Raw genomic sequence first — 26,990 nt, forward strand, 5'->3', positions numbered from 1 at the left:
CAAAAAGCGCGATTATATATGGTTGTGCCGTACAGCGCAGCCCGCCCTGCGATCAGTGCGTCTGAGGCGGATCCAGCAGCCATGCGACGCAGATCACCCGGATCAACCCACTGAAGTTGCGCACACCGCCTTGGCGCAGATGCACTTCGCGGTCGACATAGGACAGCACGGCGCTGACCGAGCAACCGTTGGCCTGAGCGATAGTCTCGAGAATTCGCCAGTAGACGGCCTCCAGACGCAGGCAGGTGGCGAAACCATTGAGCCTGACCGAACGCGAAACCGGCACGACCAGCATCATGTTGAAGTCTGCCCTGAAAGGGTCCTTGCAATCCTTGCTCGGCCAACCACCATTTCTGCTCCCCTGCCCCATAGATGCGCCCCTCGTCGCTGATCGATCACCCCTGGAGCAATAGCGCCAGGATGACGCAATGAAGCGCCGTTGAGGCGTTGCAGAGCAGCAGTAAGCGTTTCCCACCAACGAAAAGGCCCGGAGTCCACACGCGACCCCGGGCCATCTGGCGCACAATCACACCGGCAGTACAGCGTTATTGACCGTCCAGCAGCACCCGCAGCATCCAGGCAGTTTTCTCATGGACCTGCATGCGCTGGGTGAGCAGATCGGCAGTAGGCTCATCGCTGACCTTGTCCACCACCGGGAAGATGCTACGCGCAGTGCGCACCACAGCTTCCTGCCCCTGCACCAACTGACGGATCATTTCGTCGGCGGGCGGCACCCCGGCCTCCTCTTCGATCGAAGAATGACGTGCATAGAACGCGTAGGAACCCGGTGCCGGAAAGCCCAGCGCACGAATACGCTCGGCAATCGAGTCGACGGCCAGAGCCAGTTCGTTGTACTGCTCCTCGAACATCAGGTGCAGCGTACGAAATGAAGGCCCGGTGACGTTCCAATGGAAGTTGTGGGTCTTCAGATACAGCACATAGGTGTCCGACAACAGGCGCGAGAGCCCTTCGACAATGGACTTACGGTCTTCTTCACTGATACCGATATCAATAGCCATGAATCTCCCCTTTCCATAAGGCTTGACGATCAAGCAGACCAAACGACTGTACCAACACGCGTGGGACGCTTCCCATGAAACGATTCAATCGACCCGTTTACGGTAGCCGGTTTGAGAAGCCCCTGGCTTTACTGTTAAATAGGCATCGTGCCACCCGTGCGGACCGTTATTGCCGGGTGCATAGGCTGACTGTCACGTGATCGCGCCCTCAGCTTTCGCGCACCGTGCCATCAGCTCTTCCTGTGATCGGCCTTATCCACCATGTGAGCCCACCTAATGTTCAAGATCGTCCATCTGGTGACGGGCGTCGCGGCTTTGCTGCTCTCGCTCATACCCAGCCTCAGAACCGACGCTGCACCTCTACTGCAACAGCCTGACGCCCTTTACCTGGCCCTGCTTGGGCTACTCAATCTGGTATTGGCGCCCGTAGTACCGCTTTACTACCGCACCATGCGTCAACGGGTACAGAATCTGGCCAGCGCCTTGCTAGTGGCCGCGGTCATCCTTCAGACCATTACCCTGCTTGCCCGCCCCGAACTCGGCAGCCTGTGGGCGTTGCTCTGCGCAGCCCTGGCGGTGCTTCTGCACCTGTTCGCCGGTTTCGCCCGCAGCCCGCGCCTCGCACGCAACAACCCTGCCGATTCGGCGCAGACCAGCAAGCGCGATACCGGAACCGTGAAGTGGTTCAACACCTCGAAAGGCTTCGGATTCATCTCGCGTGATAGCGGCGATGACATATTCGTGCACTTTCGCGCCATCCGTGGCGAAGGCCACCGCGTCCTGGTCGAAGGCCAGCGCGTGGAGTTCTCCGTGATGCATCGCGACAAAGGCCTGCAGGCCGAAGACGTGGTCGCGGTGTCACGCCGCTGACCCAACCGCCTCCGCCGCCCTCAATAATGAGGCGGTGGAGGCTCATCCTCTCCGGCTTCGTAATGGCCAACCATTTCCTCATAGCGTTTGAGCAGTTCAGCCATCTGCAATTGCAGGCGCTCGATCACTCGACTCTGTCCCGCCAACTCATCGTTGAGCGCCTGAATGGTGTCGTCCTGAAAGGCTTGGCGCGTTTCCAGCTCTATGACGCGTGACTCCAGCGACATTTTCAAATCTCCACGAAACCATCGAGCGCCAGCGCCTTGATGCGTTGACGCAGGGCGTCCACCTGACCTGGCGTATAATCGCGTGCAGGCACCTTCCCCCATACCGGCGCAGGCCATGCTGGATCCGTGCGGTGGCGGACGACGACGTGCACGTGCAACTGGCTCACGACATTGCCCAGCGTGGCGACGTTCATCTTGTCGGCCGCAAAGTCAACCTTCAGCGCCTCGGCCAGCGCCGCCACCTCGGCCCACAATTGCTGGCGATCAACTTCGTTCAGCTCGAATAGCTCGCATACATCGGGGCGCCGGGGCACGAGAATGAACCAGGGATAATTGGCATCCCGACTGACCAACAGACGGCACAACGGCAAATCCCCCAGCACCAGTGAATCCTGCTGTAGACGCGCATCCAGAACAAACACCACAAACCTCCCCACTCGTGACGATCCGGCTTGGGCGCCGGAAAAGCGCAAGCATACCTTGGCGACGGCGCCCCAGGCAGGCCATACGCTCCACAGGATGAAGCCGCCGGAACCCAATGCACCGCAAGCGGTAACACTGCGCTACTTTTCGCACCAAAATGAGGCGAAGAAAACACCCATTCAACAGCCACACAGCACAAACTACTCAGCATGAACAGTCGACGGTAACACCTTGACCTGAAAGCCAGCATTCAAACGCGGCCAGCACTCACCGCACGGCATACCATCAGACACTCGACACCCCATGTTTCCGGGCGATCTGAGATGCCCACCCGCCATTTGTGAAAATTTCATCAACCGGAACAGTTTTTGTGCATGCTTGTTGCATTCAGCAAAAGCCAGGTCGACAGGTCATCCGCGCAGGCAGCACAGGCGCGGTAAATGACAACAGCGGCAGGATTTGCCACGAGACTTGCTTCCCTGCCATTACGGCTGCGTTACGAGGAACAAGCAGCGCCGAGTTTGTATAACCCTGATCAAGGGGGCGTGATTTGCGACATGGAAATAACTGTCAGCGACACGACCATAAACTTACCGAAAGGTTCCGTTTTTGGTGTCGCCAAGATTACCCAGCGTGATATACATTTTTCGCGGACATAAAAAGAAAGCGCTGCCCCGTATAACCAAAAACAGTTGGGCGTAGCGGTACTCTTCCTAAACCAAAGGAGCAAATCACGATGCGCGTGATGAAGTGGAGCATGATCGCCCTGGCTGTTGCAGCAGGGACTTCGCAGATGGCTGTCGCCTCTTCACAGGACGAGTCCAAGGGCTTCGTCGAAGACAGCAAGCTGAACGTCAAGATGCGAAACCTGTATTTCAGCCGTGACTACCGAAACGCCGAAACCGCAGCCAATCGCGCCAACCGCACTCGCCACGACCAGCGCGAATGGGGCCAAGGCTTCATCGGCACCTTCGAATCGGGCTTCACTCAAGGCACCATCGGTGTGGGTGTGGACGCCATCGGCCTGCTGGGCCTCAAGCTCGACAGCGGTCGCGGCTATGCCGGCACCGGCCTGTTCCCTACTGGCTCGGACGGTCGCTCCCAGGACGACTACTCCAAAGGCGGCGCCGCGGTTAAATTCCGCATCTCCGACACCGTGCTGAAAGTCGGCCAGCAATTCACCGCACTGCCTGTCTTCGCCACCGACGACAGCCGTCTGCTGCCGGAAACCGCTGAAGGCGCGTTGATCACCAGCAACGAAATCAAAGGGCTGACCCTGCACGCTGGTCGCTTCACCGCACTGAATGCCCAGGCCGAAACCAATCACGACAGCCTGAACCTGAAGTCGGCCAATGTCCTGGGCGGCACTTACCTCATCACCGACGGCCTGAGCACCAGCCTCTACTACTCCAAAGTGGAAGACTACTGGCGCAAATACTATGGCAACGTGAACTGGTCTGTTCCGCTGTCCGACAAACAAGGCCTGGTGTTCGATTTCAACATCTATGACACCAAGAGCGATGGTCGCGGCATCCAACGCGCTGAGAAGGATGGCACCACCAAGCTCGACAACCGTGCATTCAGCCTCTCCGGTGCCTATAACATCGGCGCGCACACCTTCACCCTGGCTTACCAGCGCGTGACCGGCGACGGCGACTATGGCTACGGCGTCGACGGTGGCGGTACTGTGTTCCTGGCCAACTCCGTTGCCCGTTCGGACTTCAACGCCGAAGACGAAAAATCCTGGCAGGCGCGCTACGACCTGAACTTCGCCGAGTACGGCATTCCAGGCCTGTCGTTCATGACCCGCTACGTTCGCGGCACCGGCGCCAACACTGCCACCAGCGACAACGGCAAAGAGTGGGAGCGTGACATCGACGTGAAGTACGTCCTGCAGGAAGGCCCTGCCAAGGATCTGAGCTTCCGCGTCCGCCAGGCCACCTACCGCTCCAGCGACGGCGTCTACTACGGTTCGGGCTCGCTCGACGAACTGCGCCTGATCGTCGAATACCCGCTGAGCATCCTGTAAGCCCCGGCTTGCATCGTTGCGCCACGAAGAAGCCCGGCATTCGCCGGGCTTTTTCATGGCTGACAAAGGCAGGCGCCCTGGGGCATCCTGTACGCCTTCCTCTGACGCCCGTACAATGCGGGGTCTTTTCAAATACTCAGGCAATCGACACGGCTTCCCATGCGCACCAGTCAATATTTGCTCGCCACCCAGAAAGAAACTCCGGCAGACGCCGTCGTCATCAGCCACCAGCTCATGCTGCGCGCCGGCATGATCCGCAAGCTGGCCTCCGGCCTGTACACCTGGCTGCCGATGGGCCTGCGGGTAATGCGCAAGGTCGAGCAGGTCGTGCGCGAAGAAATGAACGCTGCCGGCGCCCTCGAAGTGCTCATGCCCAGCATCCAGCCCGCTGAACTGTGGCAGGAGTCCGGGCGCTGGGAGCAGTACGGCCCTGAGTTGCTGCGGGTGAAGGACCGTCATGACCGTGAGTTCTGCGTGGGCCCGACCCACGAGGAAGTGATCACCGACCTGGCGCGCAACGAGCTGTCCAGCTACAAGCAATTGCCACTGAACATGTATCAGATCCAGACCAAGTTCCGCGACGAAATCCGTCCGCGCTTCGGGCTGATGCGTGGCCGCGAGTTCATCATGAAGGACGCCTACTCCTTCCATGCCGACCAGGCTTCGCTGCAGGAAACCTACGACCGCATGCACCAGGCCTACACCAACGTCTTCACCCGCCTGGGCCTGGACTTCCGGCCCGTGCAAGCCGACACCGGCTCCATTGGCGGTAGCTACTCCCACGAATTCCATGTCCTGGCCTCTTCCGGCGAGGACGATGTGATCTTCAGCGACAGCTCCGACTACGCTGCCAACATCGAGAAAGCCGAAGCGATTCCGCGCGAAACCGTGCGCCCGGCGCCCACCGAAGAACTGCGCCTGGTCGATACGCCAAACGCCAAGACCATCGCCCAATTGGTGGAGAGCTTCGGCCTGCCGATCGAGAAGACCGTCAAGACCTTGATCGTGCGCGGCAGCGAGGAAGGCAAGCTGGTTGCCCTCGTGGTACGCGGCGATCATGAGCTCAACGAAATCAAGGCCGCCAAGCTCGAACAGGTCGCCGACCCACTGGTCATGGCCAGCGACGCGGAACTGCGCGACGCCATCGGCGCCGGCGCAGGCTCGCTGGGCCCGCTGAACCTGCCACTGGAATGCGTCATCGACCGCTCGGTCGCCTTGATGAGCGACTTCGGCATCGGCGCCAACATCGACGATAAACACTACTTTGGCGTGAACTGGGAGCGCGATCTGCCGGTGCCACAGGTGGCCGACCTGCGTAATGTGGTCGAAGGCGACCCGAGCCCGGATGGCCAAGGCACGCTGGTGATCAAGCGCGGTATCGAGGTGGGGCACATCTTCCAGCTCGGCACCAAGTACAGCGAAGCGCTGAAGTGCCAGGTACTGGGCGAAAACGGCAAGCCTGTAGTGCTTTCCATGGGCTGCTATGGCATCGGTGTTTCCCGCGTGGTCGCCGCCGCCATCGAGCAGAGCCACGACGACAAGGGCATCATCTGGAATGACGCCCTGGCGCCGTTCCAGATCGCCCTGGTACCCCTGCGCTACGAAACCGACGCCGTACGCGAAGCCACCGACAAACTGTATGCCGAGCTGACGGCGGCCGGCTTCGAGGTGCTGTTGGACGACCGCGACAAGAAGACCAGCCCCGGCATCAAGTTCGCCGACATGGAACTGATCGGCATCCCACATCGCATCGTCGTCAGCGACCGAGGCCTGGCCGACGGCAACCTGGAGTACAAGCACCGTACCGAGCAGGACGCACAACCGCTGCCACTGAACGAAGTGCTGACCTTCCTGCAGGCCCGCATCTGCCGCTGACCCATACCGCACGAGTGACCATGTCCAAGCGAAGTACCTTTACCCTGGGGGGCGCCGCACTCTGCGGCGCCCTGTTCCTCAGCGGCTGCGCCAACCCGATGTCCCAGCGCAGCGAACACGAGGAGCGTGTCGAGCGCAAACTGCTCGAACACAGTCTGCAGATCGATGTCGGCGAGCCCAAGGTCATGGAGCTGCCGCAACGACGCGTGCGCGTCAACGAGCAGCGGCGCTTCGAAGTCACCGAGTTCGAGGTCACTCGCCGCTACGACCGCTACACGCCCTACCAACCCTGGCGGGAGATCTACGAGATTCCGCTGGGCGCGGTGGCCGTGGTGGCCGGCATCGGTGCCAATGTGGTCAACGTGCTCACCTTCGATAGCTTGCCCGAAAGCGTCACCCACGATTGGCTGAGCTATGGCCTTGCTGGGCTCAATCCGTTCATGAACGTGCAGTCCAACGGGCGTGCCCAGCAGAACCTGGCGGGCATCAGCGAAGTGCAGAAGGACCAACGCGAGGAGTTCACTCGTCTGCCATGGAACGAGCGCCTGGTCGAGGTCAAGGCCGGCAGCAAAACCCATGAACTGACCACTGACAAGAATGGCGTACTGCGCCTGAACCTGCTCGACAGCCCGTTTGCCGAGCAGAACCTCAATCGTGTCGGCACGCTGCACTTGGCGGTCGTCGACGAGGACAGCGGTATTCGCGGCGACGCCAGCCTGCTGGTGAGCGCCGGCCTGCGCAGCAAGCTGGTGGAGGCGCGCGAGCTGATCTTCGACGATCTCGAGGACGATGACGTGGGTCAGTGGGTACACCGGGTCAAGCGCCTTTCGGAGCTGGGCCTGGAAGAGGAAGCCAGCGAGCTGGAGCAGAGCCTGATCGAACTGACTCGTAACGATCCGGAGCTGCAGCAGGAATTCCTCAAGACCCTGACCAAGGAAACGGGCCGACTGGTTGCCGATCCAGGCGAGCGATAGCCGTCAGCACCCTGAGAGGGCTGCAATGCGGCCCTTTCTTTATAACGTGGAAAATAACTCCAGCTGCTCATGGGCTCCGCGCAAGTCACGAAGCCGCACCCCGACCCCCAGCAATCTCACCGGCTTGCCGCCGCGAGCGAACGCCTGACTGAGCAGTTGCCGGTAGCTCTCCAGATCCCTGCCCGCCCCTGCCTGCTCCAAGGTGGTCTGACTGAAATCATGGAACTTGACCTTGACGAAGGGCTTGTCCGGCCGGTAGCTCGCGTCCATCCGCGCGATCCGCTGATTCAAGGTCTCGAGCAGGTCTGGCAATTTCTCCAAACAACTGCCCAGATCCGGCAGGTCATTATCGTAGGTGTTCTCGACGCTGACCGACTGACGCCGGCTGTCGGTCTGCACGGCACGCTCGTCGATTCCATGGGCCAGCCCCCACAGCCGTTCGCCGAAGCTGCCGAATTCGCGCACCAGGCTCAGACGTGACCACGCTCGCAACGCCTGGCACGTATCGATGCCAAGGCGCGACAACTTGTCGGCAGTGACCTTGCCGACGCCATGCAAGCGGGCAACGGGCAACTCGGCGACGAACGCTTCGACCTGCTCCGGCCTGATCACGAACAGCCCGTTGGGCTTGCGCCAGTCGCTGGCGATCTTGGCGAGGAATTTGTTGGGCGCCACTCCGGCAGACACGGTGATGTGCAGGGTTTTCGCGACACGCCGGCGGATATCTTCGGCAATGCGCGTGGCGCTGCCGGAAAACCACTGGCTGTCGGTGACATCCAGATACGCCTCATCGAGCGACAAGGGCTCGATCTGGTCGGTGTAGTCGCGAAAGATCGTGTGAATCTCCCTGGAGGCTTCACGATAGGCCTCGAAGCGCGGCTTGACGATCAACAAGTCGGGGCACAGCTTCACAGCGTGCCCTGAGGACATCGCCGACCGTACCCCGTAGGCCCGCGCCTCATAATTGCAGGTGGCGATCACCCCGCGCTGACCCGGCTGCCCGCCCACGGCCATGGGCCGACCTGCCAGACGCGGGTCGTCACGCATCTCGATGGCCGCATAAAAGCAGTCGCAATCAATGTGGATGATCTTGCGCAGAGACATGGATGACAGTCACCACTGTAAATTCATACAGATATTACAGCATGGCTTCCATGTGCCGTCAGCCCCCGACATGCACTGTCAAACGCATCCGTGCACACCTAGCGACACCGCTGAAACAGTATTGCCCAAGAGGCAACATCGGGCGATGCTCACCCGTACAACGCTAAGAGATTGAACAAAAAAGGTTTTTTTGAAATAAAGCTTGACTCCCTCAAGGATCTGCGTAGAATTCGTTTCCACAGGCGCGGGATGGAGCAGCCTGGTAGCTCGTCGGGCTCATAACCCGAAGGTCGTCGGTTCAAATCCGGCTCCCGCAACCAGATTCGAGAGAAGGCCACTGTTCACACAGTGGCCTTTTTCTTTGCCCTGGAAAAATATTCCTTAAAATCAAAGATTAACGCTTGACACCCCAGCTACATTGCGTAGAATGCGCACCACTGACGCGGGATGGAGCAGCCTGGTAGCTCGTCGGGCTCATAACCCGAAGGTCGTCGGTTCAAATCCGGCTCCCGCAACCATATTCGTCAGAACAGGCCCCGCCTATCCCAGGATAGCGCGGGGCTTGTTGCGTTCGGCGCTCAAAAAGTTTCGCCTGCGCACGCTGTAGCCGTCTGCCACCTCAATGAACTAACTTTAACTAACCTGAAACGGATAAAGCTGCTCCACCCGGAGTACTATCTGGACACGTTTTCCAAAGGGACTTTCACTTGGCCGCACGTCTCCCCTGCCTCGCGCCCGTTGTCCGAGGTATCTCATGACTTCCAGCTCTCCCGATTCCCAGGCCCCCATCACCGCCGCGCTGCCCACTGCCGCACAGCGCCTGCCGTGGCTGGAGCGACTGAGTAAATATCGCCAACCTATAGGGCTGGCAATCACGCTGCTGCTGTTCGCCATGGCCTTGATCGCCTGCCGCCACCTGCTCAGCGAGCTGGACATCTATGCGCTGCACGACGCCATGCTCAGCGTGCCGCGCCAGGCATTGCTCGGTGCGTTCGTCGCCACAGCGGCAGGTTTCGTCATTCTGCTGGGCTACGAGTGGTCGGCGGCCCGCTATGCGGGCGTCAAGCTGCCGCCCAGGATCATGGTGCTGGGCGGCTTCAGCGCGTTCGCCATCGGCAACGCCATCGGCCTGTCCATGTTGTCAGGTGGGTCGGTGCGCTATCGGCTTTACGCAAGGCAGGGCATCGGCGCTGCCGAAGTGGCGCGGATGACCGTTTTCGCCAGCTTGTCCTTGGGTTGTGCTCTGCCACCCTTGGCTGCCCTGGCAACGCTGAGCGATCTGCAATCGGCCTCTACTGCGCTGCGGCTGTCGCCACTTCTGCTAGGCAGTATTGCCACTGCAGTGCTGCTGGCGAGCGCGATCCTGGCCATCGGTCTGTATCGTCGCCGTGCCGAAGAGCAGCCGCTGGCCGACAACCTGCTGGTCAAGCTGGGCCGTCGCACGCTGCGCCTGCCCAGCGCGCGCCTGACCGGCCTGCAACTGCTGATCACCGCACTCGACGTGGCCGCGGCTGCCACGGTGCTCTACCTGCTGCTGCCCGAGGCGCCCCCCTTCGGCGCGTTCGTCCTGGTGTACCTGTTGGCCCTGGCGGCCGGGGTACTCAGTCACGTTCCTGGCGGTGTCGGCGTGTTCGAAGCCATCCTGCTGGCAGCCTTCGCCAATCAGTTGGGTGCTGCGCCCTTGGCTGCCGCGCTGCTGCTGTATCGGCTGATCTACGTGGTACTGCCGCTGCTGGTCGCCTGCGTGCTGTTGCTGGTCAACGAGGCCCGTCGCCTGCTGTTCACGCAGCAAGCGATCAAGGCCGCCTCGGGGCTGGCCGCTCCGGTGCTGGCCATCCTGGTCTTTCTCTCCGGTGTGGTGTTGCTGTTCTCCGGCGTGACCCCTGAGATCGACAGCCGCCTGGAGCACATGGGCTTTCTCATTCCGCATCGACTGATCGACGCTTCGCACTTCGGTGCCAGCCTGATCGGCGTACTGTGCCTGCTGCTGGCCCAGGGGCTGCGGCGACGCCTGTCGGCAGCCTGGCTGCTGACTACCATCCTGCTGCTGGCCGGCGCCTTGCTTTCGCTGCTCAAGGGGTTCGACTGGGAAGAGGCGTCGATGATGATCTTCACCACCGCCCTCCTTGCGCTGTTCCGCCGCTCGTTCTACCGACCCAGCCGCCTGCTCGAACTGCCCTTCTCGCCCATTTACCTGGTGGCCAGTGCCTGCGTGGTCGGCGCCTCGGTCTGGCTGCTGCTGTTCGCCTACCAAGACGTGCCTTACAGCCACAGACTCTGGTGGCAGTTCACCCTCGACGCCGATGCCCCGCGTGGCCTGCGCGCCGCGCTGGGCAGTGCGGTACTGCTGGTGATCGTCGCGCTGACCTGGCTGTTGCGCACTGCGCGCCCGGTCATCCACCTGCCCACTGAAGAAGAACTGCAGCGCGCCAACCGCGTCCTGCTGGCCTCCGACCAGCCCGACGGTGGTCTGGCGCTGACCGGCGACAAAGCGCTGCTGTTCCACCCCAACGACAATGCGTTCCTCATGTATGCCCGTCGCGGCCGCAGCCTGGTCGCGCTGTACGATCCGATCGGTCCGGCCCAGGAGCGCGCCGAGATGATCTGGCAGTTCCGCGACCTGTGCGACCTGCACCATGCTCGCCCCGTGTTCTACCAGGTCCGCGCTGAGAACCTGCCGTTCTACATGGACATCGGCCTGACCGCGATCAAGCTCGGCGAGGAGGCGCGGGTCGACCTGCGCCGCTTCGACCTGGAAGCCAAGGGCAAGGAGATGAAGGACCTGCGCTACACCTGGAACCGAGGCGGACGCGACGGCCTCACCCTGGAAGTCCACGAGCCGGGCCTGGCACCTCTCGAGGAACTGCGGGAAATCTCCAATGCCTGGCTGGCTGGCAAGAACGTACGCGAAAAAGGCTTCTCCCTCGGCCGCTTCAGCCCGGAGTACCTCAAGCACTTCCGTATCGCCCTGATCCGCTTCCAAGGCCGCCCGGTGGCGTTCGCCAACCTGCTGGAAACCCACAGCAACGAGTTGGCCAGCCTGGACCTGATGCGCGCCCATCCTGAAGCGCCGAAGCTGACCATGGAATTCATGATGCTCGGTCTGATCCTGCATTACAAAAGCCACGACTACGCCCGCTTCAGCCTGGGCATGGTGCCGCTGTCCGGTCTGCAACCACGCCGCGGCGCCCCCCTGACCCAACGCCTGGGCTCGATGGTGTTCCAGCGTGGCGAGCAGTTGTACAACTTCCAGGGGCTACGGCGCTTCAAGGACAAGTTCCAGCCGGACTGGGAACCTCGTTACATGGCAGTGCCTGCCGGGCTTGATCCCCTGGTCGCACTGGCCGATACCGCCGCCCTGATTGCTGGCGGCCTGACTGGATTGGTGAAACGCTGATGATCCGACGTTACTGGCTGTACCTGCTGATCCCCGTGCTGCTGGCCGCATTGGCCGGCGGCCTGGCCTTCTGGATGTGGACTCGCCCTGCGCCCGAAGCCCGAATCGAACACCTCACCCTGGACGATGGCAGCAACCTGACCCGCGTCACGCCCGGCGTGCGGGCCAAGAGCCTGGTGGCCGTCGGCGTGCCGCACGATCAGGCACTGACCGACAAGCAACTGCTCGACCTCAGCCAAGCCGGCGAAGCGCAGCTGGTGCAGGTGATCCTGCCGACCGGCGACTGCGGCAAACAGCAAGTGGCGCTGGACCAGGCCATGGCCAAGCTGTCCGGCAAACCGACCCTGGTCGCCGGCATAGGTCCAGGCGCCTCCCAGGCCTGGCGCTGGCTCGCCGCGCAACGCGACGACAAGGCGCGCGCCATCTCGGTGGACTTCAATCTCGAACAGCCTGGCTGCCAGGTGGCGATGCCCAAGACGGCTGCGCACGGTCACTGGAACGTAGCCTGGAACGACAATCCGGATGACGCCAGCGCCGCCTTCGTGCGTGATCAGCCCAATGCCGAGACCAGCATCAGCGACTACGACATTCACTTGCCGCAAGTGCTCAAGGCCCAACTGACGCAGGCCTTGGTAGGCCGCGACGGCAATGCACTGGCCATTCCCGTGGTCGAGGTGCCGGCTGGACAAACCACGGACACCGTCACCCTGTTCCTCTCCGGCGACGGCGGCTGGCGTGACCTGGACCGCGATGTCGCCGGCGAGATGGCCAAGCTGGGCTATCCGGTGGTTGGTATCGATACGCTGCGTTACTACTGGCAGCACAAAACCCCTGAGCAGAGCGCCGCCGACCTGTCGGAGCTGATGCAGCACTACCGCCAGAAATGGGGCACCAAGCGCTTCGTGCTGACCGGCTACTCGTTCGGTGCCGACGTGCTGCCGGCCATCTACAATCGCCTGCCTGAAGCCGATCAGAAACGTATCGACGTCGTCATCCTGCTGGCCTTTGCCCGCAGCGGCAGCTTCGAGATCGAAGTCGAAGGCTGGCTCGGCAAGGAAGGCCAGGAGGCGCCGACCGGCCCGGACATGGCCAAGTTGCCGGCCGCCAAGGTGGTGTGCATCTACGGCGAGGAAGAGACCGACGAAAGCGGCTGCACCGACAAGACCGCGGTGGGCGAGCGTCTGAAACTGCCAGGCGGCCACCATTTCGACGAGAACTACCCGGCGTTGGCCAAACGCCTGATCGGTGAGATCGAGACCCGCCAGGGCAAATCGAACGTCGCCGAGCAGTAACAGCACAAGGGCCGCATCGCGGCCCTTGTGGTTTCAGTCAGATCTCGACCTGGGTGCCCAGCTCGATCACCCGGTTCAGCGGCAGGTTGAAGAAGCGCAGATTGCCGTTGGCATTCTTCAGCAAGAAGGCGAACAGGTTGCTGCGCCAGCGCGACATGCCTACCAGACGTGAGGCGATCACCGTCTCGCGGCTGAGGAAGTAGGTGGTACGCATGGGGCTGAAATCCAGCGCCTCGAGATGGCACAGGCGCAGCGCTGCCGGCACGTCCGGCTCATCCATGAAACCGAAATGCAGCAGCACCCGGAAGAAACCGTCGCCATAGGCTTCCACCTCGAAGCGCTCGGCTTCCGGCACCCGCGGACGGTCCTCGCTGACCACCGTCAACAGCACCACCTGGCTGTGCAGCACCTGGTTGTGCAGCATGTTGTGCAACAGCGCGTGGGGCACAGCGTCCGCCCGCGCAGTCAGGAACACTGCGGTGCCTTCGACCCGGTGCGGTGGCTGGACACGGATACTGCCGATGAACACGGGCAACGGCAGCGCGCCCTCGTCGATACGCTCCACCAGGATCTGCTTGCCACGCTTCCAGGTACTCATCAACACGAACAGCACGATCCCCGCCAACACCGGGAAGGCACCGCCCTGGACGATCTTCGGCACGTTGGCAGCGAAGAACAGCCCGTCTACCAGCAGGAAGCCCACCAACAAGGGGACGGCCAGCAGCGGCGGCCACTTCCACAGCAGCAGCATCACCGCAGCGACCAGAATGGTGGTCATCAGCATGGTGCCCGTCACCGCGACGCCGTAAGCCGCAGCCAAGGCGCCAGACGACTCGAAACCAATGACCAGCAACACCACGCCCACCATCAGCGTCCAATTCACCGCGCCGATATAAATCTGGCCCTGTTCATCGCTGGAGGTGTGCTGGATCTGCATGCGCGGCACATAACCGAGCTGGATGGCTTGGCGAGTCAGGGAGAAGGCTCCGGAAATCACCGCCTGCGAAGCGATCACCGTGGCCAGGGTCGACAGCGCCACCAGCGGCAGCAAGGCCCAGTTCGGGGCCAGCAGGTAGAAGGGGTTGCGCGCCGCCTCCGGGCTCTGCAACAGCATCGCCCCCTGGCCGAAGTAGTTGAGCACCAGTGCTGGCAGCACCAAGGCGAACCAGGCCCGGGCAATGGGCTTGCGGCCGAAATGGCCCATGTCGGCGTAGAGGGCTTCGGCGCCGGTCAGTGCCAGCACCACGGCCCCAAGAATGGCCACGCCCATGCCCGGATGGACGATGAAGAAGTTCAGCGCCCATCCCGGATTGAACGCCTTGAGTACCTCCGGGCTCTGCTGGATGCCGTGCACGCCGAGCACCGCGAGCACCAGGAACCACACCACCATGATCGGTCCGAATGCCTTGCCGATCTTCTCGGTACCGTGCTTCTGCACCAGGAACAACGCCACCAGCACCACCAGCGAGATCGGCACCACCCAATGGTCGATACCCTCGAATGCCAGCCCCATACCTTCAACCGCCGACAGCACGGAAACCGCCGGCGTGATCATGCTGTCGCCATAGAACAGCGAAGCGCCGACCAGCCCGCAGCCGACCATCAGCATGCGCAAGCGCGGATAGTCGGCCGTGGCGCGTCGCGCCAGCGCGGTGAGTGCCATGGTGCCGCCCTCGCCTTGGTTATCCGCGCGCAGGACGAACATGACGTACTTGAACGACACGACCCACAGCAGCGACCAGAGAATCAGCGACAAAATGCCCAGCACCCCGTCATGGTCGACCTGTACGCCGTAACCCCCGGTAAAGACTTCCTTGAGCGTATACAACGGGCTGGTGCCGATATCGCCATAGACCACCCCCACAGCTGCCACCAGCAGGCCCAACGGCCGTGCCGCCCCGTGCCCGCCCTCGGCGTGACTGCTTGCCTGAACCATCGACCACTCCCGCAGACGGCCCCACCGGGCCGATAGTATTCGCACCGGACGCACTGCGCAGACTTCAAAGCACAGCCTGAGACGTCCGAACCGCCGTCGTGCTCCAGCCATTGGCGACAGCCAGAGTCGACGGCGCGAAGCATAGCGCAGCGCTCGTCGCTTTTGTGCTGGTCAAGCGACCCCGTGCTCGCTAGAATTGCGCACTTTTTGATCAGAGGCGCTGAAAACGCCCGCCTGGATCGCTCCGCCAACGGCCGGGGCGACCTGTTTCAATACCGAGGTTAGCCATGTCCACCACTCACGCCACGCCGAAGGTCGGCTTCGTCTCCCTGGGTTGCCCGAAAGCCCTGGTCGACTCCGAGCGCATCCTCACCCAACTGCGCATGGAAGGCTACGAAGTCGTACCGACCTACGAAGACGCCGACGTGGTGGTGGTCAATACCTGCGGCTTCATCGACAGCGCCAAGGCCGAATCGCTGGAAGTGATCGGCGAAGCGATCAAGGAGAACGGCAAGGTCATCGTCACCGGCTGCATGGGCGTCGAGGAAGGCACTATCCGCGACGTGCACCCCAGTGTGCTGTCGGTCACCGGTCCTCAGCAGTACGAGCAGGTGGTCAACGCCGTTCACGAAGTGGTCCCGCCGCGCCAGGACCACAACCCGCTGATCGACCTGGTACCGCCTCAGGGCGTCAAGCTGACCCCGCGTCACTACGCGTACCTGAAGATTTCCGAAGGCTGCAACCACAGCTGCAGTTTCTGCATCATTCCCTCGATGCGCGGCAAGCTGGTCAGCCGCCCGGTCGGTGAAGTGCTGAGCGAAGCCGAGCGGCTGGTCAAGGCGGGCGTCAAGGAGATCCTGGTGATCTCCCAGGACACCAGCGCCTACGGCGTGGACGTCAAGTACAAGACCGACTTCTGGAACGGCCGCCCGGTCAAGACGCGCATGCTCGAACTGTGCGAAGCCTTGAGCAGCCTGGGTGCCTGGGTGCGCCTGCACTACGTGTACCCCTACCCCAATGTCGACGACGTGATCCCATTGATGGCCGCCGGCAAGATCCTGCCGTACCTGGACATCCCCTTCCAGCACGCCAGCCCGAAAGTGCTCAAGGCCATGAAGCGCCCGGCCTTCGAGGACCGCACCTTGGCGCGCATCAAGCAGTGGCGTGAGCAGTGCCCGGAACTGGTCATCCGCTCGACCTTCATCGTCGGTTTCCCCGGCGAAACCGAGGAAGACTTCCAGTACCTGCTCGACTGGCTCACCGAAGCCCAGCTCGACCGCGTCGGCTGCTTCCAGTATTCGCCGGTCGAAGGCGCCCCGGCCAATGACCTGGGCCTCGACGAGGTACCCGACGACGTCAAGCAGGATCGCTGGGACCGCTTCATGGCTCACCAGCAAGCCATCAGCAGCGCACGCCTGCAACTGCGTATCGGCAAGGAGATCGAGGTATTGATCGATGAAGTCGAGGAGCAGGGTTCGGTCGGCCGCAGCTTCTTCGATGCGCCGGAGATCGACGGCAGCGTGTTCATCGACGGCGATCACGGCTTCAAGCCCGGCGACAAGGTGCGCTGCCGCATCGTCGATGCCGACGAGTACGACATGTGGGCCGAACCGCTCTGAGCAGCATCCCCGGTGGCAGCGTGACGGTTTCCCAACCGCCTCGCCCGCTGCTGTGGCCTCAACGATAATCCCAGGCGCTCACCATGACCTCGACGCTGACGCTCCATACGCCGCACTACACGGACTATCCGGAGCTGGTACGCGTCTGGGAGGCTTCCGTTCGAGCCACCCATGATTTCCTGCCGGAGCACTACATCGTGTTGTTGCGCGAGCAGGTCCTGAACCGCTACCTGGACGCTGTGATGCTGACTTGCTGCCGTGATGGCGCAGGCCGCATCCTCGGTTTCGCCGGCGTGTCCAAGGGCCATGTCGACATGCTGTTCGTCGCACCGGAGTCCCGTGGTCAAGGCGTCGGCAAGAAATTGCTGCACCACGTCATCGAGGCGCTCGGCGCCGAGCGTCTGGATGTCAACGAGCAGAATACGCAAGCTTTGGGTTTCTATCTGCACGAAGGCTTCGAGGTGACGGGACGCTCGGACACCGACGGGCTTGGTCAGCCGTATCCGCTGCTGCACATGCAACTGCGGGCGATCGCCGGGTAGGACCGGGCCTTGAACATCGCATGAAAGGGCCCGGCTCGCGCAGATTGCCCGCCGCAGTCCAGCAGGGACGGGTACAATGAGCACCTTTTCCTGCCCTGCGAATACCTGCTCATGTCCGAACCCGTCCGCCTGTCAAAACGCCTCATCGAACAGCTCGGCTGCTCCCGCCGCGAGGCCGAACTGTATATCGAGGGAGGCTGGGTCACCGTCGACGGCGTGGTCATCGAGCAACCGCAGTTCAAGGTCGAGTCGCAACAGGTGGCGCTGCTGCCTGGCGCACGCGCCGAGAGCCTGGAGCCGGTGACACTGCTGCTCAACCAACCCGCTGGAATGGACAGTGAAACGGCCCGCAGCAGCCTGAATATGGCCACACTCAGCGAAGCCCATCGCGAGGGTGTGCGGCCACTGCATGGTCATTTCGCCCGCCTCAACTGCCTGGCCCCGCTGGAGCGCGGCGCCAGCGGCCTGCAGGTCTTCACCCAGGACTGGCGGGTGACCCGCAAAGTGGAAGCCGACCTGCGTCGCCTCGAGCAGGAATACATCATCGAGGTGCGCGGCCAGGCTACTCCACAGGCCCTGGAGCGGCTGGCGCGAGGCGCCACACGCAACGACCGTGAGCTGCCTCGGGCCAAGGCCAGTTGGCAGAACGAAACCCACTTGCGCCTGGCCATCAAGCACCCACAACCTGGGCAGATTTCCGAACTATGTGCCTACCTGCGCCTGGAGATGCTCAGCCTGCGTCGCATCCGGCTCGGCGGTGTGTCGATGGGCAAGCTGGCACTTGGGCAATGGCGCTACCTGGCCGGCAGCGAACGTTTCTAAGCGATACCGCCGCCCTTCTGGGTGGCCCTGAAAAGGATTCGACTCACATGATGCACAACGATGTCCTGCGCAGCCTGCGCTACATGCTCAAGCTGAACGACGCCAAGATGGCCGAGATCATTGCCCTGTCCGGCCTCGAGGTGAACCCGGTGGTACTGGCCGGCTACATCAAGAAAGAAGACGAGGCCGGTTTCGTGCGCTGCCCGGAGCGGGTCATGGCGCATTTTCTCGACGGCCTGGTGATCCACCGTCGCGGCAAGGACGACACCCGTGCGCCGCAGCCGGTGGAGTTGCCGGTGACCAACAACACCGTCCTGAAAAAACTGCGAGTGGCCTTCGAACTGAAGGAAGACGATCTGCACGTCATTCTCAAGTCGGTCGATTTCCCCGTATCCAAGCCCGAGCTCAGTGCCCTGTTCCGTAAAGTCGGCCACGACAACTACCGTGCCTGCGGCGACCAGTTGCTTCGCAACTTCCTCAAGGGTCTGACCCTTCGCGTGCGTGGCTGAGACGACCATGCAACACAGCGTCTCGCCAGTCGGCATCGTTCGCTCCTGCTTCAAGGAAAAGTTCGCCATTCCCCGTCAGCCGCGCCTGGCGCCTGCGGCTCGCGGCGTGCTGGAACTGCTGCCACCGTTCGATCAAGGCGAAGCGGTACAGGGCCTAGAGCAGGTCAGCCATGTCTGGCTGCTGTTCCTGTTCCACCAGGCCTTGGAAGACACACCGCGCTTGAAAGTGCGTCCTCCACGCCTGGGCGGTAACAAAAGCATGGGGGTGTTTGCCACCCGCGCAACCCACCGACCCAACGGCATCGGTCAGTCAGTCGTGCGTCTTGACGGCATAGCGCCCGGGCGGCTGCTGCTGTCAGGGATCGATTTGCTGGACGGCACGCCGGTGCTCGACATCAAGCCCTACGTGCCTTATGCCGACTGTATCGAGGATGCACGCAACCAGATGGCCAGCGATGCGCCCCAGGCCATCGCTGTTCAGTGGGGCGAAAGTGCTTTGTCCCAGGCGCGCGAGCACGCTCTGCGTTTGGCAGAACCGTTGGTTGAGCTCATCGAGCAATGCCTGGCACAGGATCCACGTCCGGCTTACCAGGTGCCATCGCCGGAGCGCGTGTATGGCGTGAAGTTCTGGGATGTACAGGTGCGGTGGCATTATCCGCACCCAGCGCTGATCGAGGTGCTGGAAGTTGCAAGCGAAGGCTGAATGCTGCTTTCGCCACCGGCCCTGCCGCAGGTGAAACCAGTACGATAGAGACTTGCAGCCTAAAAAAAACGCAGACTGGGTCTGCGTTTTTTTGCTGGACTCGCCTTATTTCTCGACGAAGGCCCGCTCGATCAGGTAATCACCTGGCTCGCGCATGCGCGGGGAGATTTTCAGGCCAAAGCTATCCAGCACTTCGCTGGTCTCATCGAGCATGCTCGGGCTACCGCAGATCATCGCACGGTCATCCTGCGGATTGATCGGCGGCAGACCGATGTCGGTGAACAGCTTGCCGCTGCGCATCAGGTCGGTCAGTCGACCCTGATTCTCGAACGGTTCGCGGGTCACAGTGGGGTAGTAAATCAGCTTTTCGCGAACCGCCTCACCAAAGAACTCGTTCTGCGGCAGATGCTCGGTGATGAACTCGCGGTACGCGACTTCATTTACGTAGCGTACGCCGTGAACCAGGATGACCTTCTCGAAGCGCTCATAGGTTTCAGGATCCTGAATCACGCTCATGAACGGCGCCAGGCCGGTGCCGGTGCTCAGCAGATAGAGGTGCTTGCCCGGATTCAGGTCATCCAGCACCAAGGTGCCGGTGGGCTTCTTGCTGATGATGATCTCGTCGCCTTCCTTCAAATGCTGCAGTTGGGAGGTCAGTGGACCATCAGGCACCTTGATGCTGAAGAACTCGAGATGCTCTTCCCAGTTGGGCGAGGCGATCGAGTAGGCACGCATGAGCGGACGGCCGCCTTCCTGCTGTAGGCCGATCATCACGAACTGACCGTTCTCGAAGCGCAGGCCCGGGTCGCGGGTGCACTTGAAGCTGAACAGGGTGTCGTTCCAGTGGTGCACACTGAGGACACGTTCGTGGTTCATGTTGCTCATCGAGTGGGGCTCCTGAAGAAAAACGCAGCGCGCACGGGCGCACAATTGCGCGATAGTTTAGGGGCAGCGGGAATATCTGTTAACTTAATTATCAAGATAAGTGTTATCGGTTATATAGATATGCGATTCACGCTTCGTCAACTTCAGGTCTTCGTCGCCGTCGCCCAGCATCAGAGCGTGTCCCGGGCTGCTCATCTGCTGGCGCTGTCGCAGTCGGCCGCGAGTACCTCGATCACTGAGTTGGAACGCCAATCCAGTTGCCAGTTGTTCGATCGCGCCGGCAAGCGCCTGAGTCTCAATGCCCTGGGACACCAACTGCTGCCGCAAGCCGTGGCGTTGCTCGACCAGGCCAAGGAGATCGAAGACCTGCTCAATGGCAAGTCTGGCTTCGGCTCGCTGGCGGTCGGCGCAACCCTCACCATCGGCAACTACCTGGCGACCCTGCTGATTGGCAGCTTCATGCAGGTGCACCCGGAAAGCCAGGTTAAGCTGCACGTGCAAAATACAGCGCACATTGTGCACCAGGTGGCGCACTACGAAATTGACCTGGGTCTGATCGAAGGCGACTGTAGCCATCCTGATCTTGAAGTGCAGCCCTGGGTCGAAGATGAATTGGTGGTGTTCTGCGCGCCCCAGCATCCAATGGCGAAAACCGGCCGGGCCGACATCGCGGCGCTCTCCCAGGAAGCCTGGATCTTGCGCGAGCAAGGCTCGGGCACGCGTCTGACCTTCGATCAGGCCATGCGCCATCACCGTGCCAACCTGAATATTCGCCTGGAACTCGAACACACCGAGGCGATCAAGCGCGCCGTGGAATCGGGCCTTGGCATCGGCTGCATTTCCCGACTGGCCCTGCGCGATGCCTTCAGGCGCGGCAGCCTGGTGGCGGTGGAAACACCGGAGTTGGATCTACTGCGGCAGTTCTATTTCATCTGGCACAAACAGAAGTACCAGACCTCGGCCATGCGCGAGTTTCTCGAACTGTGCCGCAATTTCACGGCCGGCGTGCGACGTAGCGATGAGATCGTGCTGCCGGCCATTGCCTGAGCACTAGCCGAGCAGGATCACACCCCAGACCAGCGCAACCATGCTCAGCGCCACCAATTGCGCCGCACTGCCCATGTCCTTGGCGTTCTTCGACAAGGGATGGCGCTCCAGCGAGATGCGATCGATGGCAGCCTCGACTGCCGAGTTGAGCAATTCGACGATCAGCCCCAACAAGCAGACGGCAATGAGAATGGCGCGCTCGCCCCGGCTGACCGGCAACCAGAAGGCCGCGGGAATCAACAGCACATTGAGCAGTACCAGTTGGCGAAAGGCCGCCTCGCCCTTGAAAGCAGCGCGCAGGCCGTCAAGGGAGTAGCCAGCAGCATTGAAGATACGTTTCAGGCCGGTCTGGCCCTTGAATGGCGACATGGAGGTCCACCTGGGAAAAGCCGGCAGGCTAGTGCAGGCCGGGTCAAAAAAGCGTGAAGCCGCTCGCGTCAGTGCGTCGATACCGATTCAAGTTGTTGCAGCAGCAGCGCAGCCTGCGTCCGGGTGCGCACACCCAACTTGCGGAAGATGGCCGTGACGTGGGCCTTGATGGTGGCCTCGGAAACGTTCAGTTCATAGGCGATCTGCTTGTTCAGCAAGCCTTCGCAGACCATGGTCAGCACCCGGAACTGCTGCGGCGTAAGGCTGGCGAGCCCCTCGCTGGCAGCCTTTGCCTCGGCCGAAACATCGACTTTGTCGAACGCCTGGGGCGGCCACCACACCTCGCCGTCCAGTACCTTCTGCACCGCATCTTGAATGGTTTCCAAGGGACTGGACTTGGGAATGAAGCCGCTGGCACCGAATTCGCGGGACTTGACCACCACCGCCGCTTCTTCCTGTGCGGACACCATCACCACCGGAATCTGCGGATACTGCCCACGCAGCAGGACAAGCCCGGAAAAACCGTAGGCGCCCGGCATGTTCAAATCGAGCAAGACCAGGTCCCAGTCGGCTTTTTCAGTGAGGCGGGTTTCCAGCTCGGCGATGCTGGCGACTTCCACCAAGCGCACCTGTGGTCCGAGGCCGAGGGTCACGGCCTGGCGCAACGCGCTGCGAAACAGCGGGTGGTCATCGGCAATCAGGATTTCGTATGTAGCCATCGATCCAGGGGTCCTGTTCTGTGTCGAGCACGGCAACGGCGACTTCGTGGCCGAATCGGCGCCAAGGATGCCGAGCACCGTGCAGAGGGTCAAGCCAATTACCGAGCGGTTTGGCGCCTGCGGCCGTCCTGACAGGCCGTCCTGACAGTATGAACCTGTCCGGCCGGCCTGCACCTTGGACTATAGGAAGGTATGCAAGCGCCGATGCGCCTCATCGTCGGGGTCCAGTGCCAAGTGCCGTTTGCCACTCAGGTAATGAAGGCTGAAGACATCGAGGTAGGCGTCCAGCGCTTGAGAGGCGCGTTGATCGCCGGCCAGATCCAGGCACATGGCGGCCACTTCGGCAGTACAGAAATGATCATCGCGCTTGGAACGGCGCAGGCGATAGCGCGACATCTGCTCGGCCTCCAGACTCAAGACCGGAAAGCGGTCGAGGTAAGGGCTCTTGCGAAACATCTTGCGCGCCTCGGTCCAGGTGGCGTCCAGCAGGATGAACAGCGGCCGTTTGCCGGGATCGCATGCCACCTCGTTAACCACGCGCTGCGACTCGACGAACTCGCCGGGAAATACGATATAGGGCTGCCAATGGGGATGCTCGAGCAGTGCCAGCAGACGCGGATCCACATCTGTGCGCTGCCAGCCAAAGGCCCAGGTGTCCTGGATCAGGTCGGCGATCAGCCAACCTGTGTTGGTCGGTTTCAGCGGTTCGGTATCATGCATCACCAGGCACATACCCGCACGCGCATCGACACGGGGCTTCCAGGCGCACAGGCAATGGCTGGCAATTACTCGACAGTCCGGGCAGCGCTCGGCGCGTGAACCACGGGCGATAAAGGGTTTATTGCTGCGAGCCAGACGCTCGGCGCGCAGACGCGCGACTGCGTGACTCATGGCTGCAAGCCTGCAGCGGAGATCGGGACGAACACGGAGGCGACTCGACGGGAACAAAGGCCGCAGTTTACCAGAGCACATACAGGATTGGCGTGCAGACCCCTGCCGCCCGCGCCTATAATCGACGCCTCGCGGCGCCCGACGCTCAGACCCGGTCAGTTCATGGAACGCCGCCCCTCTGCACCTGTCCAAGCGCCAGTCACCGAACCAGGAGAGATTCATGCTGCGTCTTATCGTCCCGACCCTGAGCCTGATGCTCGCCCTGCCACTGGCAGCCCAGGCGGCGTCCAAGCAGGACTACGAGCTGGAGCAGATGCTGCAGAAGGTTGCCAAGGAGAGCAGTGTCGGCACACCTCGCGCCATCAATGAGGACATCCTCGACCAGGGCTACACCGTGGAGAAGGGCAAGGCGCTGGTCAATCATCTGAGTGTGCGTGCTCAACATGCTGCGCGCATGCAGCAAAATCCTGAGCAGGTTCGCGACCAACTGGGCCAGAGCGTGTGCCACAACACCGGTTACCATAAGTTGATGACCAAAGGCGCGGTGATGGTGTACCGCTTCACGGTGTACAAGACCAATCAGCCGGTCATGGATCAGGCGTTCGATTCCGCCAGCTGCCAGGCCGGCAACAAGAAGAAGTAACTCGACACTCGTCGGTTCCCCGCGCGCCGTTGAGGTTCATCGGCGCGCAAATTCATGCCCTCCCCATCTTGGCCTCCCATCACTCCATCCGTTCGCGCTGAGACCCTCAATCGGCGAGACTGTCGCCTAGCGGCTAGATTGAAAATCAACGTCGGCCGCAACCTTGCTGACCGAGCGGGCGCGCCACGGTTCGCGCGCGGGGTACAAACCCAATGCAATACTCCGCCTGTACACTCCAGCGTCAGCCATTATTGACACATGCAGCGTTGTGATCGGGACATGAGGTCATCCGGTCGAAGGTTTTGCTGCACAAGGAGACGTTGAATGCCCTATTCATCCAATGAGCAGTTATCCGAGTACTTCAGCGGACAAGGCCTCGACCTGAGCGCCGTCGACGGGCTGCTCCAGCAAGCGGCGCCGGACAGCCCCAACCTGCCACTCTATCGCGACATGATGCTGACCATCCTGCGCATGGCATGTGATGATGCCGACCGCTGGAACGCCAAGATCACGCTACAGGCGCTGCGTGAACTGGAGCATTCATTCCGAATACTGGAGCGCTACAAAGGGCGACGCAAAGTCACCGTATTCGGCTCCGCGCGCACGCCCCAGGAACATCCTATGTATTCCCTCGCGCGTGAGCTCGGTGCCACGCTGGCGCGTTCCGAGCTCATGGTCATCACAGGCGCCGGGGGCGGCATCATGGCTGCGGCCCATGAAGGCGCAGGGGCTGAAAACAGTCTGGGTTTCAATATCAGGTTGCCGTTCGAGCAACATGCCAATGCGACAGTGGACGGCACGGACAAGCTGCTGCCCTTTCACTTCTTCTTCATCCGCAAACTGTTCTTCGTCAAAGAGGCCGATGCCTTGGTGCTCTGCCCTGGCGGATTCGGCACCCTCGATGAAGCACTCGAAGTACTGACGTTGATCCAGACCGGTAAAAGCCCTTTGGTGCCGGTGGTCTTGCTGGACTCGCACGATGGCAGCTTCTGGCAGGAGGCGCTGGGTTTCATCAGCCGCCAGTTGGAAGAGAACCGCTACATCTTGCCGCGAGACCTGAAACTGGTACGCCTGGTACACAGCGCCGAAGAGGCCGTGCAGGAGATCAATCAGTTCTACAGCAACTACCACTCAAGCCGCTGGCTGAAGAGCCAGTTCGTGCTGCGCATACAGCATCCCTTGAGCGAGGCAGCACTAGACGAGGTTCGAGATACATTTGCCGACTTGTGCCTGAGTGCAAGCTTCGAGCAACTACCCGCTAGCAGTGCGGAGCAGGAGGACGAACGTTACAGCCACCTAACCCGCCTGACCTTCGCTTTCACGGGGCGAGATCAAGGCCGCTTACGAGAATTGGTGGACTTCATCAACCTGCCGGAAAACTGGTGTGAGTCCATGCCAAAGCATGCGACTGAACCAAATCAGGGAGCCTTGAAGAGTGGCTGAATGAAAAACGGCCGTAGGGCTGACCTGACAAGCACCTGTCAGGTCAGCCCTACGGCCGTCAGTCATCAAGATCGCGCCCGCTAAGCAGTCGACCGATCATGTCGAGAGAAAAACCTCGGTACGCCAAAAAACGTGTTTGCTGCGCCCGGCTGCGTGGGTCTTGAGGACGCTCGCCGCTGAATTTCCGTTGCCAGACGTCACGCAATCGAGCTGCCCAGTCGACGCCGCTATCACGCAGCGCTTGCTCCACATCACCCCGGTCCAACCCGCGCTGGCCCAATTCCTCACGAATTCGCGAGGGACCGTAGCCAGCATTGGACCGATAATGGATGAAGCTTTCCAGATAGCGGGCCTCACTCAAGAGCCCTTCTTCAGCGAGCCGATCAAGGGCAGGCTCGATCAGCTCATCTGTAGCGCCACGCTTGCGCAGCTTGCGTGTCAACTCAACCCGACCATGTTCGCGGCGGGCGAGTAGATCCATGGCAGTGCGCCGAACGGCGACGGGCGTGTCGAGTACGACGGACATTGGCGCTCAACCGTGTGGATCAGTAACCGGCGTCTGCATCGGCTACGTCGCTGGCATCTGCCTGGGCGGCTGCAGTCTTGCCAGCAGCAGCTACCGCGCCAGCATTGAGCAGCTTGTCGCGAATCTGCTTCTCGATTTCAGCACCGATGGCTGGGTTTTCTTGCAGGTACTTGGCAGCATTGGCCTTGCCCTGACCGATCTTGTTGCCTTGGTAGCTGTACCAGGCACCGGATTTTTCGACCAAGCCTTGAGAAACGCCCAGGTCGATGATCTCACCATTACGGTAGATACCCTTCCCGTAGAGAATCTGGAACTCGGCCTGACGGAACGGTGGTGAGACCTTGTTCTTGACCACTTTGACGCGGGTCTCGCTACCGACCACTTCGTCGCCTTCCTTCACCGCGCCGGTGCGGCGGATGTCCAGACGTACGGAGGCGTAGAACTTCAGCGCGTTACCACCGGTGGTGGTTTCCGGGCTACCGAACATCACGCCGATCTTCATACGGATCTGGTTGATGAAGATGACCAGGCAGTTGGCGTTCTTGATGTTACCGGTGATCTTGCGCAGCGCTTGGGACATCAAACGGGCCTGCAAGCCGACGTGCATGTCACCCATCTCGCCTTCGATTTCAGCCTTGGGCACCAGGGCCGCCACGGAGTCGACGATGATCACGTCAACGGCGTTGGAGCGCACCAGCATGTCGGTGATTTCCAGGGCCTGCTCGCCAGTGTCTGGCTGGGAGACCAGCAGATCGTCGACGTTAACGCCCAGCTTGCCAGCGTACTCGGGATCAAGGGCGTGCTCGGCATCGACGAAGGCGCAGGTGGCACCACTTCTCTGAGCTTCGGCAATGACCGACAGCGTCAGTGTGGTCTTACCCGAGGACTCCGGACCGTAGATCTCGACGATCCGGCCCTTTGGCAGGCCGCCAATGCCGAGGGCGATGTCCAGCCCCAGGGAGCCGGTGGAGATGGCGGGAATCGCTTGGCGCTCGTGGTCGCCCATGCGCATGACCGCACCCTTGCCGAATTGGCGTTCGATTTGACCCAGGGCCGCAGCCAAGGCGCGCTTCTTGTTGTCGTCCATTGAAATCCTCACGTGTTCGACTTGGCCCTGATGGCCGGG

At 61.6% G+C, this 26,990-nt stretch carries 26 protein-coding genes and 2 tRNA genes; 16 read left to right on the forward strand and 12 right to left on the reverse strand.

Features of this window, described 5'->3' with window-relative positions; all coding sequences use genetic code 11:
* Positions 1-52: 52 nt before the first annotated feature.
* Together Q7C30_RS06835 and Q7C30_RS06840 are read right to left on the reverse strand one after the other, a co-directional pair.
* The gene (locus Q7C30_RS06835; protein ID WP_295485863.1) at positions 53-370 is read right to left on the reverse strand and encodes a ribbon-helix-helix domain-containing protein; all 318 of its coding nucleotides are present in this window, start codon (positions 368-370) and stop codon (positions 53-55) included.
* Positions 371-545: 175 nt separating this feature from the next.
* Positions 546-1,019 (reverse strand): Dps family protein, encoded by a 474-nt coding sequence (locus Q7C30_RS06840; RefSeq protein ID WP_029611902.1) that lies wholly within the window; start codon positions 1,017-1,019, stop codon positions 546-548.
* 276 nt (positions 1,020-1,295) lie between these two features.
* On the opposite strand from Q7C30_RS06840, the gene Q7C30_RS06845 reads away from it, so the two are divergent.
* A complete protein-coding gene (locus Q7C30_RS06845) occupies positions 1,296-1,889 on the forward strand; it encodes a cold shock domain-containing protein (protein WP_317871075.1) in 594 nt (197 codons plus the stop codon).
* A 20-nt stretch (positions 1,890-1,909) separates the two neighbouring features.
* On the opposite strand, the gene Q7C30_RS06850 is transcribed toward Q7C30_RS06845, so the two are convergent.
* Both Q7C30_RS06850 and Q7C30_RS06855 read right to left on the reverse strand, forming a co-directional pair.
* Complete coding sequence (locus Q7C30_RS06850) at positions 1,910-2,116, reverse strand: SlyX family protein (RefSeq protein WP_317871076.1); 207 nt, start codon at positions 2,114-2,116, stop codon at positions 1,910-1,912.
* 2 nt (positions 2,117-2,118) lie between these two features.
* The gene (locus Q7C30_RS06855) at positions 2,119-2,538 is read right to left on the reverse strand and encodes an HIT domain-containing protein (RefSeq protein WP_317871077.1); all 420 of its coding nucleotides are present in this window, start codon (positions 2,536-2,538) and stop codon (positions 2,119-2,121) included.
* 737 nt (positions 2,539-3,275) lie between these two features.
* On the opposite strand from Q7C30_RS06855, the gene Q7C30_RS06860 reads away from it, so the two are divergent.
* The 3 genes from Q7C30_RS06860 to Q7C30_RS06870 all read left to right on the forward strand — a co-directional run bounded on the left by Q7C30_RS06860 (position 3,276) and on the right by Q7C30_RS06870 (position 7,417).
* The gene (locus tag Q7C30_RS06860) at positions 3,276-4,568 is read left to right on the forward strand and encodes an OprD family porin (RefSeq protein ID WP_295485842.1); all 1,293 of its coding nucleotides are present in this window, start codon (positions 3,276-3,278) and stop codon (positions 4,566-4,568) included.
* 159 nt (positions 4,569-4,727) lie between these two features.
* Complete coding sequence (locus tag Q7C30_RS06865; RefSeq protein WP_317871078.1) at positions 4,728-6,443, forward strand: proline--tRNA ligase; 1,716 nt, start codon at positions 4,728-4,730, stop codon at positions 6,441-6,443.
* A gap of 20 nt (positions 6,444-6,463) precedes the next feature.
* Positions 6,464-7,417 carry a hypothetical protein gene (locus Q7C30_RS06870; RefSeq protein ID WP_116888787.1) on the forward strand — a complete coding sequence of 318 codons (954 nt, stop codon included), beginning with the start codon at positions 6,464-6,466 and terminating at the stop codon, positions 7,415-7,417.
* Between the two features lie 39 nt (positions 7,418-7,456).
* Here Q7C30_RS06870 and dinB read toward each other — a convergent pair whose 3' ends face one another.
* Positions 7,457-8,515: a DNA polymerase IV gene (gene dinB, locus Q7C30_RS06875; RefSeq protein WP_162889595.1), complete on the reverse strand. Its 1,059-nt coding sequence runs from the start codon at positions 8,513-8,515 to the stop codon at positions 7,457-7,459.
* Positions 8,516-8,764: 249 nt separating this feature from the next.
* Between dinB and Q7C30_RS06880 the strand changes: the two genes are divergently transcribed.
* From Q7C30_RS06880 to Q7C30_RS06895, 4 genes are all read left to right on the forward strand, one after another.
* Positions 8,765-8,841 (forward strand) — tRNA-Met (locus Q7C30_RS06880).
* Between the two features lie 121 nt (positions 8,842-8,962).
* Positions 8,963-9,039 (forward strand) — tRNA-Met (locus Q7C30_RS06885).
* Positions 9,040-9,275: 236 nt separating this feature from the next.
* Positions 9,276-11,918 carry a bifunctional lysylphosphatidylglycerol flippase/synthetase MprF gene (gene mprF / locus Q7C30_RS06890; RefSeq protein ID WP_317871079.1) on the forward strand — a complete coding sequence of 881 codons (2,643 nt, stop codon included), beginning with the start codon at positions 9,276-9,278 and terminating at the stop codon, positions 11,916-11,918.
* Entirely contained in the window at positions 11,918-13,210 is a 1,293-nt protein-coding gene (locus tag Q7C30_RS06895; protein ID WP_317871080.1) for an AcvB/VirJ family lysyl-phosphatidylglycerol hydrolase, read from the forward strand. The genes mprF and Q7C30_RS06895 overlap by 1 nt, the downstream gene beginning before the upstream one ends.
* A gap of 37 nt (positions 13,211-13,247) precedes the next feature.
* Here the strand turns inward: Q7C30_RS06895 and Q7C30_RS06900 are convergent, their stop codons facing one another.
* A complete protein-coding gene (locus tag Q7C30_RS06900) occupies positions 13,248-15,146 on the reverse strand; it encodes a potassium transporter Kup (protein WP_317871081.1) in 1,899 nt (632 codons plus the stop codon).
* Positions 15,147-15,433: 287 nt separating this feature from the next.
* Here Q7C30_RS06900 and rimO point away from each other — a divergent pair, with 287 nt between their 5' ends.
* From rimO to tsaA, 5 genes are all read left to right on the forward strand, one after another.
* Positions 15,434-16,765, forward strand: a complete 1,332-nt coding sequence (rimO, locus tag Q7C30_RS06905; RefSeq protein WP_317871082.1) for a 30S ribosomal protein S12 methylthiotransferase RimO — start codon at positions 15,434-15,436, stop codon at positions 16,763-16,765.
* Between the two features lie 83 nt (positions 16,766-16,848).
* A complete protein-coding gene (locus Q7C30_RS06910; protein WP_317871083.1) occupies positions 16,849-17,307 on the forward strand; it encodes a GNAT family N-acetyltransferase in 459 nt (152 codons plus the stop codon).
* Positions 17,308-17,418: 111 nt separating this feature from the next.
* Positions 17,419-18,129: an rRNA pseudouridine synthase gene (locus Q7C30_RS06915; RefSeq protein WP_039579511.1), complete on the forward strand. Its 711-nt coding sequence runs from the start codon at positions 17,419-17,421 to the stop codon at positions 18,127-18,129.
* Positions 18,130-18,176: 47 nt separating this feature from the next.
* Positions 18,177-18,638, forward strand: a complete 462-nt coding sequence (locus tag Q7C30_RS06920; protein ID WP_317871084.1) for a DUF1456 family protein — start codon at positions 18,177-18,179, stop codon at positions 18,636-18,638.
* Between the two features lie 7 nt (positions 18,639-18,645).
* The gene (gene tsaA / locus Q7C30_RS06925; protein ID WP_039579514.1) at positions 18,646-19,341 is read left to right on the forward strand and encodes a tRNA (N6-threonylcarbamoyladenosine(37)-N6)-methyltransferase TrmO; all 696 of its coding nucleotides are present in this window, start codon (positions 18,646-18,648) and stop codon (positions 19,339-19,341) included.
* 105 nt (positions 19,342-19,446) lie between these two features.
* Here tsaA and fpr read toward each other — a convergent pair whose 3' ends face one another.
* Entirely contained in the window at positions 19,447-20,226 is a 780-nt protein-coding gene (gene fpr, locus Q7C30_RS06930) for a ferredoxin-NADP reductase (RefSeq protein WP_029613471.1), read from the reverse strand.
* A gap of 120 nt (positions 20,227-20,346) precedes the next feature.
* On the opposite strand from fpr, the gene finR reads away from it, so the two are divergent.
* Positions 20,347-21,273, forward strand: a complete 927-nt coding sequence (gene finR / locus Q7C30_RS06935; RefSeq protein ID WP_029613470.1) for a LysR family transcriptional regulator FinR — start codon at positions 20,347-20,349, stop codon at positions 21,271-21,273.
* 3 nt (positions 21,274-21,276) lie between these two features.
* Here finR and Q7C30_RS06940 read toward each other — a convergent pair whose 3' ends face one another.
* The 3 genes from Q7C30_RS06940 to Q7C30_RS06950 form a co-directional block, all read right to left on the reverse strand.
* Positions 21,277-21,642, reverse strand: a complete 366-nt coding sequence (locus tag Q7C30_RS06940) for a diacylglycerol kinase (protein ID WP_295485820.1) — start codon at positions 21,640-21,642, stop codon at positions 21,277-21,279.
* 68 nt (positions 21,643-21,710) lie between these two features.
* Positions 21,711-22,361, reverse strand: a complete 651-nt coding sequence (erdR, locus tag Q7C30_RS06945) for a response regulator transcription factor ErdR (RefSeq protein WP_029613468.1) — start codon at positions 22,359-22,361, stop codon at positions 21,711-21,713.
* 180 nt (positions 22,362-22,541) lie between these two features.
* Positions 22,542-23,252, reverse strand: coding sequence for a tRNA-uridine aminocarboxypropyltransferase (locus Q7C30_RS06950; protein WP_295485816.1), 711 nt, complete (start codon positions 23,250-23,252; stop codon positions 22,542-22,544).
* A gap of 220 nt (positions 23,253-23,472) precedes the next feature.
* Here Q7C30_RS06950 and Q7C30_RS06955 point away from each other — a divergent pair, with 220 nt between their 5' ends.
* Both Q7C30_RS06955 and Q7C30_RS06960 read left to right on the forward strand, forming a co-directional pair.
* Entirely contained in the window at positions 23,473-23,895 is a 423-nt protein-coding gene (locus Q7C30_RS06955; protein WP_317871085.1) for a quorum-sensing-regulated virulence factor family protein, read from the forward strand.
* Positions 23,896-24,219: 324 nt separating this feature from the next.
* Positions 24,220-25,338 (forward strand): LOG family protein, encoded by a 1,119-nt coding sequence (locus Q7C30_RS06960; protein ID WP_317871086.1) that lies wholly within the window; start codon positions 24,220-24,222, stop codon positions 25,336-25,338.
* Positions 25,339-25,396: 58 nt separating this feature from the next.
* Here the strand turns inward: Q7C30_RS06960 and recX are convergent, their stop codons facing one another.
* On the reverse strand, positions 25,397-25,864 hold the full coding sequence (recX, locus tag Q7C30_RS06965) for a recombination regulator RecX (protein WP_317871087.1): 468 nt from the start codon (positions 25,862-25,864) through the stop codon (positions 25,397-25,399).
* A gap of 19 nt (positions 25,865-25,883) precedes the next feature.
* A complete protein-coding gene (recA, locus tag Q7C30_RS06970; RefSeq protein ID WP_039579520.1) occupies positions 25,884-26,951 on the reverse strand; it encodes a recombinase RecA in 1,068 nt (355 codons plus the stop codon).
* Positions 26,952-26,990 lie beyond the last annotated feature (39 nt).

Source organism: Pseudomonas sp. RAC1 (assembly GCF_030658255.1).
Classification (GTDB): Bacteria; Pseudomonadota; Gammaproteobacteria; order Pseudomonadales; family Pseudomonadaceae; genus Aquipseudomonas; species Aquipseudomonas boreofloridensis.

Coding starts and splice junctions, on each gene's coding strand:
- Q7C30_RS06835 (WP_295485863.1), bottom strand. CDS start 370: ATGGGGCAGGGGAGCAGAAATGGTGGTTGGCCGAGCAAGGATTGCAAG.
- Q7C30_RS06840 (WP_029611902.1), bottom strand. CDS start 1,019: ATGGCTATTGATATCGGTATCAGTGAAGAAGACCGTAAGTCCATTGTC.
- Q7C30_RS06845 (WP_317871075.1), top strand. CDS start 1,296: ATGTTCAAGATCGTCCATCTGGTGACGGGCGTCGCGGCTTTGCTGCTC.
- Q7C30_RS06850 (WP_317871076.1), bottom strand. CDS start 2,116: ATGTCGCTGGAGTCACGCGTCATAGAGCTGGAAACGCGCCAAGCCTTT.
- Q7C30_RS06860 (WP_295485842.1), top strand. CDS start 3,276: ATGCGCGTGATGAAGTGGAGCATGATCGCCCTGGCTGTTGCAGCAGGG.
- Q7C30_RS06865 (WP_317871078.1), top strand. CDS start 4,728: ATGCGCACCAGTCAATATTTGCTCGCCACCCAGAAAGAAACTCCGGCA.
- Q7C30_RS06870 (WP_116888787.1), top strand. CDS start 6,464: ATGTCCAAGCGAAGTACCTTTACCCTGGGGGGCGCCGCACTCTGCGGC.
- mprF (WP_317871079.1), top strand. CDS start 9,276: ATGACTTCCAGCTCTCCCGATTCCCAGGCCCCCATCACCGCCGCGCTG.
- Q7C30_RS06895 (WP_317871080.1), top strand. CDS start 11,918: ATGATCCGACGTTACTGGCTGTACCTGCTGATCCCCGTGCTGCTGGCC.
- Q7C30_RS06900 (WP_317871081.1), bottom strand. CDS start 15,146: ATGGTTCAGGCAAGCAGTCACGCCGAGGGCGGGCACGGGGCGGCACGG.
- rimO (WP_317871082.1), top strand. CDS start 15,434: ATGTCCACCACTCACGCCACGCCGAAGGTCGGCTTCGTCTCCCTGGGT.
- Q7C30_RS06910 (WP_317871083.1), top strand. CDS start 16,849: ATGACCTCGACGCTGACGCTCCATACGCCGCACTACACGGACTATCCG.
- Q7C30_RS06915 (WP_039579511.1), top strand. CDS start 17,419: ATGTCCGAACCCGTCCGCCTGTCAAAACGCCTCATCGAACAGCTCGGC.
- Q7C30_RS06920 (WP_317871084.1), top strand. CDS start 18,177: ATGATGCACAACGATGTCCTGCGCAGCCTGCGCTACATGCTCAAGCTG.
- tsaA (WP_039579514.1), top strand. CDS start 18,646: ATGCAACACAGCGTCTCGCCAGTCGGCATCGTTCGCTCCTGCTTCAAG.
- fpr (WP_029613471.1), bottom strand. CDS start 20,226: ATGAGCAACATGAACCACGAACGTGTCCTCAGTGTGCACCACTGGAAC.
- finR (WP_029613470.1), top strand. CDS start 20,347: ATGCGATTCACGCTTCGTCAACTTCAGGTCTTCGTCGCCGTCGCCCAG.
- Q7C30_RS06940 (WP_295485820.1), bottom strand. CDS start 21,642: ATGTCGCCATTCAAGGGCCAGACCGGCCTGAAACGTATCTTCAATGCT.
- erdR (WP_029613468.1), bottom strand. CDS start 22,361: ATGGCTACATACGAAATCCTGATTGCCGATGACCACCCGCTGTTTCGC.
- Q7C30_RS06950 (WP_295485816.1), bottom strand. CDS start 23,252: ATGAGTCACGCAGTCGCGCGTCTGCGCGCCGAGCGTCTGGCTCGCAGC.
- Q7C30_RS06955 (WP_317871085.1), top strand. CDS start 23,473: ATGCTGCGTCTTATCGTCCCGACCCTGAGCCTGATGCTCGCCCTGCCA.
- Q7C30_RS06960 (WP_317871086.1), top strand. CDS start 24,220: ATGCCCTATTCATCCAATGAGCAGTTATCCGAGTACTTCAGCGGACAA.
- recX (WP_317871087.1), bottom strand. CDS start 25,864: ATGTCCGTCGTACTCGACACGCCCGTCGCCGTTCGGCGCACTGCCATG.
- recA (WP_039579520.1), bottom strand. CDS start 26,951: ATGGACGACAACAAGAAGCGCGCCTTGGCTGCGGCCCTGGGTCAAATC.